Source organism: Chromohalobacter moromii (assembly GCF_023091865.1).
GTDB classification, from domain to species: Bacteria; Pseudomonadota; Gammaproteobacteria; order Pseudomonadales; family Halomonadaceae; genus Chromohalobacter; species Chromohalobacter moromii.
The window spans coordinates 177,721-192,237 of the sequence record NZ_JAHXDI010000004.1; the positions used below are offsets into that span (position 1 = coordinate 177,721).

The window sequence follows — 14,517 nt, forward strand, 5'->3', positions numbered from 1 at the left end:
GCATGCTCCACTGGCGCGTGGCACTCTGGCGACATGACACGACGCAAGTTATCCAATAGAGCGTCGCAACCGGGATGTTAACGAATGAGCGAAGGATGTGAAGGGGCATTGTACGTGGTCGCCACGCCGATTGGGAATCTCGAGGATCTGAGCCCTCGCGCGGCCCGTCTGCTCGGTGAGGTTTCCTGGGTGGCTGCAGAGGATACGCGGCACAGCGCACGCTTGTTGCGTCATCTGGGAATCGATAAGCCGTTGGTTTCGTTACATGAGCACAATGAAGCATCGCGGGTGACGGCGCTACGCGATGCGCTGGCCTCCGGCCAGGATGTGGCGTTGATCAGCGATGCAGGAACGCCACTGATCTCTGATCCTGGCTTCGTGGTGGTGCGGGAGCTGCGTGCTAGCGGGCATCGGGTCATCCCAGTGCCCGGTGCCTGTGCACTGGTCGCGGCGTTGTCGGCCGCCGGCTTGGCGACGGATCGCTTTCTATTCGAAGGGTTTCTACCCGCCAAGGGAGGTGCGCGACGCCAGCGTCTGACGGCAGCGCTAGAGCGTGAAGAAACCTTGGTCTATTACGAATCGCCGCATCGCATTCAGGCGACGCTTCAGGACATCTCAGCGTTATTCGGCTCGCGGCGCGTGGTCTTGGCGCGTGAGTTGACCAAGACGTTCGAAACCTTTCTCGACGCCGATGCCGAGACATTGCTGGCGCACATGCGTGAAGATCCCAACCAGGCACGCGGTGAATTCGTGATCATGGTGGCGGGCGCCGAGCCGCGTGACGATGAGACACAAGCCCTGGTCGAAGGCGAGGCGTGGCTTGCAGCAATGCTCGCCGAAGGCGTCGGCGTCAAGGCCGCGGCGACGGTCGTCGCCAGCCGCCTCGGAGGGCGCAAAAAATATTGGTACCAATGTGCACAGGCCCTCAAGGAGAGTGATGCGTAACAATGTGTCCCTGCGGCGTTTAGGCGCTTGAGGGGCCTGCAAGGGGCTGTTATTCTTGCGCGCTTGGGAGCCGGCCGGACAGTCGCCGCCGCGTATTGCGCGGGGGAGGAAAGTCCGGGCTCCATAGGGCAGGGTGCCAGGTAACCCCTGGGCGGCGTGAGTCGACGGAAAGTGCAGCAGAGAGTAGACCGCCTAAGCGGGCTTTGGCCCGCCGGTAAGGGTGAAAGGGTGCGGTAAGAGCGCACCGCGCGCCTGGTAACAGTGCGTGGCAAGGTAAACCCCACCCGGAGCAAGACCAAATAGGAACCCAAAGGCGTGGCCCGCGCTGGGTTCGGGTAGGTTGCTTGAGGGTCGTGGTGACGCGGCCCCTAGAGGAATGGCTGTCCTCGACAGAACCCGGCTTATAGGCTGGCTCCCATTCGAATTTCAGATCTCCGGGTCTGTGCGCGTCATGCCGCGACATCTGCCTTCGGGCGGCCCGATACAGCGGCGGCAGGCCCTAACGCCCGAGTGATTCATGCAGCATCGTGACAATCCCGAGAAGGACCCGCTTTCCGATACGCCGAGTGCTGTTGATGATCGGGCGGTTGATTACCGACACGCGAGTGTGTTGCTCGACGGTGCGGTAGACGCACTGATCACCGACCCCGACGGCTGCTATCTGGACGGCACCTTCGGCCGCGGTGGGCATTCCCGCGCGATCCTCGAGCGTCTATCCCCCCAAGGACGCCTGCTGGCCATCGATCGCGATCCGGCGGCGCTTGCCGAAGGCGCTACGCTAGATGACTCGCGTTTCTCTCTTCAATACGGCCGCTTCGCCGAGCTGGACACCATCGCCCACGATCACGCGTTGCATGGTCGCTTAAGCGGGGTGTTATTGGATGTTGGCGTTTCATCGCCACAGCTTGACGATCCTTCGCGTGGTTTCAGCTTCTTGCGCGATGGGCCGCTCGACATGCGGATGGACCCCACTCAGGGAGAAAGTGCCGCCGATTGGCTGGCCCGCGTCCCCGAGCGCGAAATGAGCGATGTCTTCAAACGTTATGGCGAGGAGCGCTTCGCGCGACGCATTGCCAAAGCGATCATCGCACGCCGCGCTGAGCGACCGATCACGCATACCGAAGATCTGGCGGAACTCGTCAAGGCCGCGCACCCGGCCTGGGAAAAAGGCAAACATCCCGCGACACGGGTGTTTCAGGCGATTCGCATTCATATCAACGGCGAGCTCGAGCAGCTCGAGGCCGCGCTCGCTGCAGCACTCGAGGCGCTGGCGCCGGGTGGGCGTTTAGTGGTGATCAGTTTTCATTCCTTGGAGGACCGGCTGGTCAAACGCTTCATTCGCGACCAGGCACGTGGCGATACGCACCTGCCACGCGACTTCCCGATTCGCGATACGCAGTTGAATCGACGCCTGGCCATGGTCGGCAAGGCGAGTCGTCCCGGGGAGTGTGAGGTGGCCCTCAATCCTCGTGCGCGTAGTGCCGTGATGCGCGTGGCCCGGAAACTCGACTGAGGTTCGTGATGGCGGCTCAAGGACGAAACACCGCGCTCAAGACAGGCTGGCCTTTCGCCAGCCGCTTGCGTTGGCGCCATATCATCTTGCTGGTGCTGATTGGCGTGATGCTGATCAGCTCGTTGGCATCCATCGCCAGTACTCATATGACACGCGTGCAGTATGCTCGCTTTCAAGAGCTTGAAAGCGAGCGTGATAGCTTGCAGACCGTCTGGGGGCGACTGCTTCTCGAGGAGAGCACCTGGTCGGCGCCGGCGCGGGTCGAGGACATGGCCGTTAAGCGCCTGGATATGCGTGTCCCCGACGTCGATGATGTCGAGGTGATTCGTCCATGAGTCGCGAACGCCGATCCACCACCGGGCGTCGTTCGCCGAATAACGGGCCAATGGGGCGTGGGCGCTACCTTTTTTTGCTGGGCATCGTCATCATCGGCCTGGGCGCCCTGGTCAGTCGCATTGCCTACCTTAACGTCATCGACCGAGACTTTCTGCAGAATCAGGGCGATGCACGCACGTTGCGTGTCGAGCCCATCAATGCGCATCGAGGGATGATCTCCGACCGTAATGGTGATCCGCTGGCGATCTCCACGCCGGTGGTTACTCTATGGGCCAATCCCCAGGAACTGCCTTCCGATCCGGCCCAACTGACGACGCTCGCGCGCGCCTTGAAGATGGATCCCGATACGCTCGAAGCGCGTGTCGAGCGTTATTCCGAGCATGAGTTCATGTATCTGCGGCGGCGCATGACGCCGGAAGCGGCAAAACCTGCCCGCGACCTCGATATACCGGGCGTTTACGCCAAAGACGAGTACAAGCGTTATTACCCCTCGGGGGATGTTGCCGCGCAACTGGTGGGTGTCACCAATGTCGACGACCATGGCCAGGAAGGCTTGGAGTTGGCTTACGACGACTATCTCAGTGGCCAGCCTGGCAAGCGTCGTGTGCTCAAGGATCGCAAAGGCCGTCTGGTGCGCGATCTACACTTGCTCAAGGACGCCAAGCCGGGGGGCGATCTGACGCTATCGATCGACCTGCGCTTGCAGTACATGGCGTACCGTGAGTTGCAGAAATCCGTCGACGAGCATGATGCCGACGGTGGTTCCTTGGTCATGATGGATGCGCGCAGCGGCGAGGTCCTGGCGATGGCCAATCTTCCGTCCTATAACCCCAACAATCGCACTTCGATCGACGTCAATGGTCTGCGCAACCAAGCGGTGACCGACGCTATCGAACCAGGGTCGGTCATGAAACCGTTGGCGATGTCGGCGGCGCTGGCGACGGACAAGATCGATCCCGATACGGTCATCGACACCTCACCCGGGTGGATGGTCATCGATGGGTATACGATTAGCGACTTTCGCAATTACGGCAAGCTTACCCCCGGGGGTATCCTGCTGCACTCGTCCAATATCGGGATGTCTCATATCGCCTTGAAGCTGGATAAGGGCACTATCTGGAAGCAATATCAGAAGCTGGGGCTTGGGCAGCCCCCGGGAACCGGTTTTCCGGGCGAAGGTAGTGGCAGTCTACCGTCCTTAACCGGCCTGTCGCGCAGTGCCCAGGCTACCATGGCCTATGGCTATGGTCTCTCGCTGACGCCATTGCAGCTTGCCAGTGCATACACGGCGATCGCCAATGACGGTCGGCGCCTACATCCCTCGTTGTTGAAGCGCACCTCGGCGCCTATCGGGGATCAAGTCATGTCGCCGACGATTGCGCATGAATTACTGGGCATGCTGGAGAAGATCGTGCAGCCCGATGCCGGTGGCTCGCGTGCGATGGTGGAGGGGTACCGCATCGCGGGCAAGACCGGCACGGTTCGCAAGGTGACCGCCGGGGGCTATCAGCAAAAAGCCTACCGCGGCCTGTTCGCGGGTATTGCGCCGGTTTCCGATCCGCGCATCGTGACGGTGGTGATGATCGACAATCCCAAGGGAGACGAGTATTACGGTGGTCTGGTGGCGGCACCGGTCTTTGGCCGTGTAGTGGGCAAGGCGCTGCGTCTTCTCGATGTGCCCCCCGATAAACAGGAGACTTCCGAGTGATGGAAACCGATACGCAACGTTTGGCGGATACCTTGGCGTTGCTCTGGCCATCGCACGCCACGCCTGCGCTGCTCGATGGCTGGCGTCCTGCGCTATCCACTTGTGTGATGACGCTCGACAGTCGCGAAGCGGGCCCCGGCGTGTTGTTCGTGGCCGTGGCGGGGGCGCATGTCGATGGGCGTGCTTTTATCAGCCAGGCGCTGGCGTCCGGCGCGGACGCGGTACTCTGCGATGCGGACACGATGCCGGAAGATGTTCCCTTACAGGATGCGCGTGTGCTTGGCGTGCCAGGTCTGCGCGGGCGTCTCGGTGAGCTCGGGCGTTACCTGTTCGGTGTCCCCAAAACACTGGAACTGATTGGCGTGACCGGCACCAATGGCAAGAGTTCAGTCACCCATTATATGGCCGCACTGTCGGAATCGCTGGGTACGGCGACGGCGGTTATCGGCACCTTGGGCATTGGACGTCCGGGGCAGCTCGAACCTGCCGCGTTGACGACGCCGGGGCCGTTGGCGCTTCAAGAATCATTGGGGAATCTGAGTGCGCAGGGTATCGAGCGCGTCGCCATGGAGGTCTCGTCGCATGCGCTCGAGCAAGGGCGTGTGGTCGGGTGCCGGTTCCATGCCGCAGTGTTCACCAATATCAGCCGCGATCATCTCGATTATCACGGTAGCATGGCCGCCTACGCAGCGGCCAAGGCACGCCTATTCAAGCATCGTGAGTTGTCGCTTGCGGTGGTCAACGGCGATGATCGTTTGGCGCCATTGATGCTGGCCGGCCTTCCCAAGGGGGTGCGCGTGCTCGCCACGGGGAGCGATGAAGCGACTACTTTGCGGGTCATCGACTGGTTTCCGCATGCGCTTGGACAGCGTGCTTTGATCGCAACGCCGGAAGGTGAGCGAGAATTGGAGCTGTCGCTGCTGGGGCGTTTCAATCTCGACAACGTGCTCTTGGCGATGGCAACGCTCTACGGCCTGGGCAGCGACTTGGCCGTGTTGTTCGATGCCGCCGCTCAACTCGCGCCGGTGCCGGGGCGTATGCAGCGTCTGGTCGCGGATGATGCGCCGACTGTGGTGGTCGACTACGCGCATACGCCGGAGGCACTTCACAACGCACTCGAGGCGTTACGCGCCCATGTGCCCGCCCAAGAAGGGGCCAAGCTATGGTGCGTTTTTGGGTGCGGCGGTGATCGCGATCGCGGTAAGCGCCCGCTGATGGCGCAAGCCGCTGAGGCACTCGCCGACCGCCTGGTGATCACCGACGACAACCCGCGTGGCGAGCCGGCGGCGTCGATTCGTGACGAGGTCGTGGCAGGGCTCTCGAGTACGAGCCAGGCTCGCACGCAATGCGTGGCGGGACGTGGCGAGGCGATCGAGCGTACCCTGCAGGAGGCCGGCGCGGACGACATCGTGCTGATTGCTGGCAAAGGGCATGAAGCTTATCAAGATATCGATGGCCGACGTTATCCGTTCAGCGATGTCGAGGTGGCACAGGCCGCACTCGAGCGACGTCGGGAGCATGAGGCATGAGCGCGACGACGCTACGCGATATCGCCGGTTGGCTGGGGGTGTCTCCCCCGGGGGGAGACACCGAGGCTGTGCAAGTGGTTAGCGATACACGTCGAATCGCGCCGGGCGACGTCTTCTTGGCTTTGGTCGGCGAACGCTTCGATGGCCATGATTTCTTGGAGGAGGCGCGTGCCAGGGGCGCGGCGGGGGCGATCGTATCGCGGCCCATGGCGACCTCCTTGCCACAGATCGAAGTCGCCGACACGCGCTTGGCGCTGGGGATGTTGGGGCGCGTTCGGCGGCGCGCGTGGTCGGGTGAATTAGTGGCTGTCACCGGTAACAGTGGCAAGACCACGGTCAAGGAAATGCTCGCGGCGATCCTGTCCCGTTCGCAGCCCACCCTCGCTACGCAGGGCAACCTCAACAATGATATCGGCGTGCCGCAGACATTACTGGCGTTATCGTCAACGTATCGCCGCGCGGTCATTGAGATGGGGGCCAATCACTTGGGGGAAATCGCTTGGACGACGGCGTTGGCACGTCCCGATGTGGCGGTGATTACCAATGTCACGGGCGCGCACATCGGTGAGTTCGGCGGTCTCGGCCAGATCGCCCAGGCCAAGGCGGAAATTCTCCAGGGATTGCCGGCCTCGGGCGCGGCCGTGCTCAATCGCGACGATCGGTTTTATCCTCTGTGGCGGGAACTGGCGGGTGAGGTCGAGGTGGTCGATTTCGGACTCGATGCCACGGCACGAGTGCGTGCCCAGGCGCTGGCCTGTGACGACGCCGGGCGTTATGCTTTCACGCTATCCGTGGATGGCGAGCCTTTGGGCCGGATCCAGTTGGCTTTAATGGGGCGCCATAATGTGCTCAATGCGCTGGCCAGTGCGGCGGCGGCGTGGGCACTCAGCGTCTCGTGCGAGGATATCGTCGCCGGGCTCGAGGCCTGTGAGGCAATGTCCGGCCGTATGGCGTGTGTGCCGGGGCCGCGTGGCTCGCGTCTACTGGATGATACCTACAATGCCAACCCCGGTGCGGTCCGTGCGGCCCTGGCGGTGTTGGCCGATATGCCCGCGCCTCGCTGGTGCTTCCTGGGCGCCATGGGGGAGCTGGGCCGCGATAGCGAGCGCTTGCATGCTGACTTGGGCCGCGCTGCGCGGGAACTGAAGATCGACTTTCTCGGCACGTTCGGTGCCGATGCCCGCCCCATGGTGGCGGCATTCGGCGATTCGGCGTGTCATTTCGATGATTGGGCGACGCTCGTGCGTTATGCCCACGACCATCTTCCCTCTGGGGCCAGTGTGCTGGTCAAGGGGTCGCGCAGTGCCGGCATGGAGCGTTTGATTGCCGAACTGCGCACGGATGCATCAAGGTGAACGCGACTCATGCTGCTTTTCCTGGCTGACTTATTGGCGAATTTTCAAAGCGCCTTCAACGTTTTTAACTACCTGACCCTGCGCGTGATTCTGGGAACGCTGACGGCTCTCATGCTTTGCCTATGGTTGGGGCCTCAGGTCATCAAGCGTCTGGTCGAACGTCAGATCGGCCAAGCGGTGCGCGACGATGGACCGCAATCGCACCTTTCCAAGGCCGGCACGCCGACTATGGGTGGCGCGATGATCCTCATTGCCATCGCTATCAGCACCCTGCTCTGGGGGGACCTGACCAATCACTACGTTTGGCTGGTGCTGGCCGTGACGCTGGGTTTCGGCGCCATCGGCTGGGTCGACGATTACCGCAAGGTCGTGGAGAAGAATCCGCGCGGCTTGCCGGCTCGCTGGAAATACTTCTGGCAATCGGCGATCGGGCTCGGCGCGGCGGTGGTGTTGTATCTGACGGCTGCCAGTCCCGTCGAGGTCAGCCTGATCGTTCCGTTGTTCAAGGACATCGTAGTGCCGTTGGGGCTGTTCTATATCGTACTGACCTATTTGGTCATCGTCGGTAGCTCCAATGCGGTCAATCTCACCGATGGTCTCGATGGCCTGGCGATCATGCCGACCGTGCTCGTTGCCATGGGGTTGGCGATCTTCGCCTATGCGAGCGGTAATACCGTCTTCGCGCAATATTTGCATATTCCCCTGGTGCCGGGCGCCGGCGAGTTGGCCGTGTTCTGCGGCACCATCGCGGGGGCCGGGCTGGGCTTCTTGTGGTTCAACACCTATCCTGCTCAAGTGTTCATGGGCGATGTCGGGGCATTGGCCCTGGGCGCGGCGTTGGGCGTGGTCGCCGTCATCGTGCGTCAGGAAATCGTACTGTTCATCATGGGCGGCGTTTTCGTGATGGAAACCGTCTCGGTCATGCTGCAGGTGGGGTCCTACAAGCTGACAGGGCGACGTATCTTTCGCATGGCCCCGTTGCATCATCATTTCGAGCTCAAGGGCTGGCCTGAACCGCGTGTCATCGTGCGTTTCTGGATTATCACGGTCGTGCTGGTCTTGCTGGGGCTGGCGACGTTGAAGATTCGCTGACATGGCCAAGGTGCCCCCTGAATATACGCTGGTCATCGGGCTGGGTGTCTCCGGCCTAGCGATTGCGCGGCATCTGAAACGCCTGGGAGTGGCGTTCATGATTGCCGATACGCGCGAGACGCCTGCCGGCCTGGAGACTTTTCGTGCAGCCTATCCAGACGTCGAAGTGGTGTGTGGCCCGCTGCAAGCGCTGGACATGCGTGAGGCACGTGAAATCGTGGTTAGCCCTGGGGTGGATTTGCGCACGCCGGGGCTCATCGAGTACGTGAATGCTGAGGGCGAAGGCCCGCACGTGGTCGGCGAGATTGCGCTTTTCGTGCGTGCGTGTCGTGCGCCGATAGCCGCAATCACCGGCTCCAATGCCAAATCGACGGTGACCACGCTGCTCGGTGAGATGGCATGGGAGGCAGGCCTTCGCGTCGCAGTCGGGGGAAATCTCGGCACGCCGGCCCTCGACTTGCTTGCCGACGCGCCAGACGCCGAACTGTTCGTGCTCGAACTCTCAAGCTTTCAGCTGGAAACCACTGCATGGTTGAGCGCCGAAACGGCGGCGTTTCTCAATCTTTGCGAGGATCACCTGGACCGCCACGGCGATATGCACGGCTACCGGGCGGCGAAGCAGCGTGTCTTTCGTGGCGCGCGGCATGCCGTCGTCAATGCTGACGATACCGCCACATGGCCTGATACGGATGTGCGTGAAGTGGCACGATTCACCACTCAAGCCCCTTCTGGCGGCGATTGGGGCATCGCCGAGCATGCTGGGGAATCCTGGCTTGTGCATGGCGATACGCCGCTGATGTCGACGCGTCGTGTGCGCATGCCCGGGCGGCACAATCATGCCAATGCCCTGGCGGCCCTGGCGATGGGGACACAATTGGGACTGCCGCTGACGGCCATGCGTCGTGTGCTCGAGCGTTTCCCCGGCTTGCCGCACCGAGGCGAGCTGGTTGTCGAGCGCGATGGCGTGCGCTGGATCAATGATTCCAAGGGCACCAATGTGGGCGCGACATTGGCGGCGATTGACGGCGTCGGGCCGGTGCTCGAGGGTCGCCTTATTCTACTGGCGGGTGGTGACGGCAAGGGTGCGGATTTTACGCCACTAGTTGAGCCGCTGATGCGCCATGCGCGCGAGGTAGTGGTGTTTGGGCGCGATGCTCAGCGCCTCGAGCATGTCATGTCCGGGCACGTTCCGGTTACCCGTGTTGCCGACCTCGACGCGGCCATGCAGCGGGCGCATACCATTGCGTGCGCTGGTGATGCCATCATGTTGTCGCCCGCGTGTGCAAGCCTCGACCAATTTCCCGATTACATGGCGCGTGGAGACGCGTTCCGACAGTGGCTGACGCAGGGCGGAGCGACGATATGTTAGCGCGTTGGGAAAAACGGCTGTCCACCCAGGGACAAGTCACCGATGGGTGGTTGCTGCTGGCGACATTCTCGTTGTTGGTGGTGGGCTGGATAATGGTGACGTCGGCGTCGTCCGAGATCGCGACTAGCCTTACCGGCAACCCTTATTATTTCAGTATTCGCCATGGCGTTTTCGTCCTTTGCTCGATTTTTTTCGGGCTCGTGGCGCTGTGTATACCGCTCGAGCGCTGGCGTTCCTGGGGACCGGGTTTACTGCTGTTGGGCATCGTGCTTCTTATCGCGGTTCTTCTCATCGGGCACGAAGTCAATGGCAGCAAACGCTGGATCCCCTTGGGCATTGCCAATATTCAAGCCTCGGAAGTCGCCAAGTTGTGTCTGATCGTCTACTTCGCCGATTACTTGCAACGTTACTTACCCGAAGTGCGTCGTGACTGGGGGGCTTTCTTGCGCCCATTCGTGGTGCTCGGAGTATACGTGGCACTTCTGATATTCGAGCCGGATTACGGTGCCGTCGTGGTGATCGGCGGTTGCATGATGGGCATGCTCCTGATGTCGGGAGCGCCGTTGGGCCGTTTTGGGCTCGTCATGATCGTGGTTGTGGCAGCCGGTGGCTTGCTGGCCGTGGCCGAGCCTTATCGCCTGGAACGTATTACCAGCTTCGCCAACCCTTGGGCAGATCAATACTCCAGTGGCTACCAGCTGACGCAAGCATTGATCGCCTTCGGACGTGGACATTGGTTGGGACTTGGGCTTGGTAATAGTGTCCAGAAGTTGTTTTATCTACCCGAAGCGCATACCGATTTCGTTTTCGCGGTGTTGGCCGAGGAGTTGGGATTGGTCGGGGCCGTGGGCGTCGTCTGCCTTTTCGCGCTGCTTGTCTTTCGTGGGCTTCGCATCGGGCGCAAGGCCGAATTGCGAGGCTGGGCTTTTTCCGCATACCTGTGCTATGGCATCTCGCTGGTGTTTGGGGCGCAAGCATTCATCAATATTGCCGTCAGCACGGGCATGTTGCCTACCAAAGGGCTGACGTTGCCGCTATTGAGCTATGGGGGCTCTAGCTTGGCAGTTAGCTGTGTCATGGTTGCCTTGTTACTGCGCGTCGATGCCGAAATGCGAGCCAAGATGCGCGCCACTCAAGCGGCACGCCAAGCGAAAAAGCAAGAACGAGGAGAGCGCTAGTGCCTCATCAGCAAGTGTCCCGTGTTCTGATCATGGCCGGTGGTACTGGTGGTCATGTGGTGCCCGCGTTATCGCTGGCCAAGGCGCTGCGCGAGCGCGGTGTCGTGGTGGAATGGTTGGGCAGCCCTCGGGGAATCGAAAACCAATTGGTGCCGGCGGCGGATATTACCTTGCATCGCGTACAAGTATCCGGGCTGCGTGGCAATGGGATCGCCGGGTGGCTGTGGGCCCCATGGCGTCTGGCCAAAGCCATCTGGCAGGCACGCCAGGTGATTGCCACATTCGACCCGCAACTGGTCGTCGGGCTGGGCGGCTTCGCCAGTGGGCCAGGCGGGCTGGCCGCCTGGTTGATGCGGCGACGCTTGATCATTCATGAGCAGAATGCCGTGGCTGGGATGACCAATCGCTATCTATCGCGTCTGGCGGATCGCGTCTATGCCGCATTTCCTGGTGCGTTCGGCGAACGCCACGCGGATGTGGTGGGAAATCCCGTCCGCGATGACATCGCGACGCTGGGCGAGACACCCCGCGATGTCGAGACGCTTCGCGCGCGCCCCTTGCGCCTGCTCGTGCTGGGTGGGTCGCTGGGGGCCCAGGCATTGAACAGCCACGTGCCCCAGGCGCTTGCTCGATTGCCGGCGGCGCAACGTCCCGATGTTCGACATCAGGCCGGTCGCGACAAGGAAACCACGACGCAAGCGGAATACGCCGAGATGGAGGTCAGCGCCGAGGTCAGTGCCTTCATCGACGATATGGCGGCTGCTTATGACTGGGCGGACTTGATCGTATGCCGCGCGGGAGCCTTGACAATCGCCGAGCTGGCGGCGGCGGCCAAGCCCTCGGTGTTGGTGCCGTTTCCGCATGCCGTCGACGATCATCAGACACTCAATGCGCGGCAATTAGTCGATGCCGGGGCCGCGCGTTTGATGCCGCAGGAACAACTATCGGCGGTGAGTCTCGCCGAGACGTTGGCGGCTCTTCTCGAACCTGAGACCTTGGCCACCATGGCGGTCGCGGCTCGCTCCGAAGCGCGTTTGGAAGCGATCGAGCGCCTGGTGGCAGGGTGCATGGAGGCAAATGTTGACAGCGAATAACGTTTCCGGCCCAACCCGCCCGAACCGCACCGGATTGGGCATGCGCCGCATTCATAATATCCATTTCGTGGGCATCGGCGGTGCCGGTATGTGCGGAATCGCAGAAGTGCTGGCCAATCAGGGCTATACGGTCAGCGGCAGCGACCTGCGTGAGTCGCCGGTCACGCGGCATCTTCGCGACTGCGGCATTCGCGTGTGCATCGGGCACGTCGATGAGCACGCCCAGGGGGCCGATGTCCTGGTCGTCTCCACGGCCGTCGACACCGAGAACCCGGAAATTCGCTGGGCGCGCGAGCATCGCATTCCCGTCGTCAGGCGTGCGGAAATGCTTGCCGAATTGATGCGTTTTCGCCATGGCATCGCCGTGGCGGGTACGCATGGCAAGACCACTACGACCAGCCTGACCTCGACGCTGCTCGGCGAGGGTGGGCTCGACCCGACCTTCGTGATTGGCGGCAAGCTGACCAGTGCCGGCGCCAACGCGCGCCTGGGCGAGGGCGATTATCTGGTGGCCGAGGCCGACGAGTCGGATGCCTCGTTTTTGCACTTGCAGCCGATGGTCTCGATCGTCACCAATATCGATGCCGATCATATGGCGACCTACGGGGGCGACTTCACGCGGCTAAAGGATACCTTCCTGGAATTCTTGCATAACCTGCCTTTCTACGGGCTGGCGGTGCTGTGCATCGACGATGACAACGTGCGTGGCTTGATTCCGCGTCTCCAGCGTCAGTTCGTCACCTACGGTTTCGCCGAGGATGCCGATTACCGGTTGTGTGATTTCGTCCAGCGCGGTGGCGTAGTGCATTTTACCGCCGAGCGCCCGCCTGGTATGGCGCCGCTCGAGATTAAGTTGGGCATGCCAGGGCGCCACAATGCCCTCAATGCGTTGGCGGCAATCGCCGTGGCTAGCGACGCGGGTGTCGACGATGCGGCCATTCAGCGCGGTCTGGCACACTTTGCCGGTGTGGGGCGGCGTTTCCAGGTGCATGGGCAGTTTCCGGCACCGGCTGCCGAAGGCGAGGTCATGTTGGTCGACGATTACGGCCATCATCCGCGTGAGGTGGAAATGGTCATCGACGCGGTGCGTGCGGGCTGGCCCGATCGTCGCCTGGTCATGCTGTACCAGCCGCATCGCTATTCGCGTACGCGAGATCTATACGAGGATTTCGTGCGTGTGCTCTCGGGCGTGGATACGCTGTTGCTGCTGGATGTCTACAGCGCTGGGGAAGCTTCCATTCCGGGGGCGGAGGGCCGGACATTGGCCGGGTCGATTCGTCAGCGTGGTCAAGTCGATCCCTTGTTCGTCGAAAGCAAGCAGGAGCTGCCGGCGCTGTTGTCACGCGTGCTGCGCCCCGACGATATCCTGATCACCCAGGGCGCCGGTGACATTGGTGGGATTTCGTTGCGTCTAGCCGGTTGTCGGTTACATCTGGATGGAATGGAATTATGAATGACAGCGTGACGAACGAGGGGGCGAAGCGTCTACATCCGGGGCGCATCGTCGTGGTATACGGTGGCCGTTCTGCTGAACGTGAAGTGTCGCTGCTTAGTGGCCGCGCTATCCTGACATCGCTCAAGCGTAGCGGTGTCGACGCCCACGGATTCGATTTCGCCGGTGGTGGGTTGAGTGGGTTAGAAGCGCTTGCGCCGGAATGTGTCTTCATCGCCATGCATGGTCGGGACGGTGAGGATGGCTCTTTGCAGGGTGCTCTGGAGTTGTTGGACATCCCCTATACGGGTAGCGGTGTGCTGGCCTCTGCGCTGGGGATGGATAAGGAACGCACCAAACAGTTCTGGCGCGCGCATGGCCTGCCCACGCCGGAAAGCGTCATGCTGGAGGGTACGGTCGATTGGGATGCGGTCATCGAGACCCTCGGGTTGCCTTTGATCGTTAAACCCGTGCATGAAGGCTCGACTATCGGGATCAGCATCGTCGGTACACGGGAAGAGTTGATCGCGGCGCATGCCGAGGCGGCACGCTTCGATAACGCCATCATAGCCGAGCGTTTCGTGCAGGGCGAGGAATATACCGTGTCGCTACTTGGCGACGAGGTATTGCCGGCGATTCGCGTCGAAGTGCCCAGTGGCTTCTACGATTACGAGGCCAAGTATCATTCCGATACCACGCGTTATCTATTGCCGTGCGGTCTCGAGGCCGACGATGAACGGGCGCTGGGCGAACTATGCCGCCGCGCGTTCGAGGTGATCGGCGGCAGTGGCTGGGGGCGTGTCGATGTGATGCGCGATGCGCAGGGACGCTTCTGGCTACTCGAAGTCAATACGGTGCCGGGCATGACCGATCATAGCCTGGTGCCGCAAGCGGCGGCACATGCCGGTCTCGACTTCGATGCGCTGGTGTTGCGGATTCTCGACACCACGACCGGCGAGTGACGCG

The 14,517-nt window shown here is 61.8% G+C and carries 12 protein-coding genes and 1 other RNA gene; all 13 read left to right on the plus strand.

The features are described from left to right. The first annotated feature begins 84 nt into the window (after positions 1 to 84). The 13 genes from rsmI to KZO83_RS13815 all read left to right on the plus strand — a co-directional run bounded on the left by rsmI (position 85) and on the right by KZO83_RS13815 (position 14,513). Positions 85 to 945 (plus strand): 16S rRNA (cytidine(1402)-2'-O)-methyltransferase, encoded by an 861-nt coding sequence (gene rsmI, locus KZO83_RS13755; protein ID WP_247621203.1) that lies wholly within the window; start codon positions 85 to 87, stop codon positions 943 to 945. Positions 946 to 1,011: 66 nt separating this feature from the next. Beyond that, positions 1,012 to 1,365: RNase P RNA component class A (gene rnpB / locus KZO83_RS13760), an RNA gene on the plus strand. A gap of 97 nt (positions 1,366 to 1,462) precedes the next feature. Then, positions 1,463 to 2,458 (plus strand): 16S rRNA (cytosine(1402)-N(4))-methyltransferase RsmH, encoded by a 996-nt coding sequence (gene rsmH, locus KZO83_RS13765; protein WP_247621204.1) that lies wholly within the window; start codon positions 1,463 to 1,465, stop codon positions 2,456 to 2,458. 8 nt (positions 2,459 to 2,466) lie between these two features. Next, positions 2,467 to 2,793, plus strand: a complete 327-nt coding sequence (ftsL, locus tag KZO83_RS13770; protein ID WP_247621205.1) for a cell division protein FtsL — start codon at positions 2,467 to 2,469, stop codon at positions 2,791 to 2,793. Continuing rightward, positions 2,790 to 4,502, plus strand: a complete 1,713-nt coding sequence (locus KZO83_RS13775) for a peptidoglycan D,D-transpeptidase FtsI family protein (RefSeq protein WP_075369815.1) — start codon at positions 2,790 to 2,792, stop codon at positions 4,500 to 4,502. The genes ftsL and KZO83_RS13775 overlap by 4 nt, the downstream gene beginning before the upstream one ends. Then, positions 4,502 to 6,031 carry a UDP-N-acetylmuramoyl-L-alanyl-D-glutamate--2,6-diaminopimelate ligase gene (locus tag KZO83_RS13780; RefSeq protein ID WP_247621206.1) on the plus strand — a complete coding sequence of 510 codons (1,530 nt, stop codon included), beginning with the start codon at positions 4,502 to 4,504 and terminating at the stop codon, positions 6,029 to 6,031. The genes KZO83_RS13775 and KZO83_RS13780 overlap by 1 nt, the downstream gene beginning before the upstream one ends. Next, a complete protein-coding gene (locus KZO83_RS13785) occupies positions 6,028 to 7,386 on the plus strand; it encodes a UDP-N-acetylmuramoyl-tripeptide--D-alanyl-D-alanine ligase (RefSeq protein WP_247621207.1) in 1,359 nt (452 codons plus the stop codon). The genes KZO83_RS13780 and KZO83_RS13785 overlap by 4 nt, the downstream gene beginning before the upstream one ends. Before the next feature lie 9 nt (positions 7,387 to 7,395). Next, entirely contained in the window at positions 7,396 to 8,478 is a 1,083-nt protein-coding gene (mraY, locus tag KZO83_RS13790; protein WP_040241771.1) for a phospho-N-acetylmuramoyl-pentapeptide-transferase, read from the plus strand. Position 8,479: 1 nt separating this feature from the next. Further along, positions 8,480 to 9,847, plus strand: coding sequence for a UDP-N-acetylmuramoyl-L-alanine--D-glutamate ligase (gene murD / locus KZO83_RS13795; RefSeq protein WP_247621208.1), 1,368 nt, complete (start codon positions 8,480 to 8,482; stop codon positions 9,845 to 9,847). Continuing rightward, positions 9,841 to 11,025: a putative lipid II flippase FtsW gene (gene ftsW, locus KZO83_RS13800; protein WP_040241766.1), complete on the plus strand. Its 1,185-nt coding sequence runs from the start codon at positions 9,841 to 9,843 to the stop codon at positions 11,023 to 11,025. The genes murD and ftsW overlap by 7 nt, the downstream gene beginning before the upstream one ends. A gap of 32 nt (positions 11,026 to 11,057) precedes the next feature. Continuing rightward, entirely contained in the window at positions 11,058 to 12,119 is a 1,062-nt protein-coding gene (gene murG, locus KZO83_RS13805; RefSeq protein WP_040242151.1) for an undecaprenyldiphospho-muramoylpentapeptide beta-N-acetylglucosaminyltransferase, read from the plus strand. Beyond that, complete coding sequence (gene murC, locus KZO83_RS13810) at positions 12,103 to 13,572, plus strand: UDP-N-acetylmuramate--L-alanine ligase (RefSeq protein ID WP_040241765.1); 1,470 nt, start codon at positions 12,103 to 12,105, stop codon at positions 13,570 to 13,572. Before murG ends, murC begins: the two co-directional genes overlap by 17 nt. Beyond that, the gene (locus KZO83_RS13815; RefSeq protein WP_247621209.1) at positions 13,569 to 14,513 is read left to right on the plus strand and encodes a D-alanine--D-alanine ligase; all 945 of its coding nucleotides are present in this window, start codon (positions 13,569 to 13,571) and stop codon (positions 14,511 to 14,513) included. Before murC ends, KZO83_RS13815 begins: the two co-directional genes overlap by 4 nt. The last annotated feature ends 4 nt before the right edge of the window (positions 14,514 to 14,517 follow it).

Coding starts and splice junctions, on each gene's coding strand:
- rsmH (WP_247621204.1), top strand. CDS start 1,463: ATGCAGCATCGTGACAATCCCGAGAAGGACCCGCTTTCCGATACGCCG.
- mraY (WP_040241771.1), top strand. CDS start 7,396: ATGCTGCTTTTCCTGGCTGACTTATTGGCGAATTTTCAAAGCGCCTTC.
- murG (WP_040242151.1), top strand. CDS start 11,058: ATGGCCGGTGGTACTGGTGGTCATGTGGTGCCCGCGTTATCGCTGGCC.
- murD (WP_247621208.1), top strand. CDS start 8,480: ATGGCCAAGGTGCCCCCTGAATATACGCTGGTCATCGGGCTGGGTGTC.
- KZO83_RS13775 (WP_075369815.1), top strand. CDS start 2,790: ATGAGTCGCGAACGCCGATCCACCACCGGGCGTCGTTCGCCGAATAAC.
- KZO83_RS13785 (WP_247621207.1), top strand. CDS start 6,028: ATGAGCGCGACGACGCTACGCGATATCGCCGGTTGGCTGGGGGTGTCT.
- murC (WP_040241765.1), top strand. CDS start 12,103: ATGTTGACAGCGAATAACGTTTCCGGCCCAACCCGCCCGAACCGCACC.
- KZO83_RS13780 (WP_247621206.1), top strand. CDS start 4,502: ATGGAAACCGATACGCAACGTTTGGCGGATACCTTGGCGTTGCTCTGG.
- KZO83_RS13815 (WP_247621209.1), top strand. CDS start 13,569: ATGAATGACAGCGTGACGAACGAGGGGGCGAAGCGTCTACATCCGGGG.
- rsmI (WP_247621203.1), top strand. CDS start 85: ATGAGCGAAGGATGTGAAGGGGCATTGTACGTGGTCGCCACGCCGATT.
- ftsW (WP_040241766.1), top strand. CDS start 9,841: ATGTTAGCGCGTTGGGAAAAACGGCTGTCCACCCAGGGACAAGTCACC.
- ftsL (WP_247621205.1), top strand. CDS start 2,467: ATGGCGGCTCAAGGACGAAACACCGCGCTCAAGACAGGCTGGCCTTTC.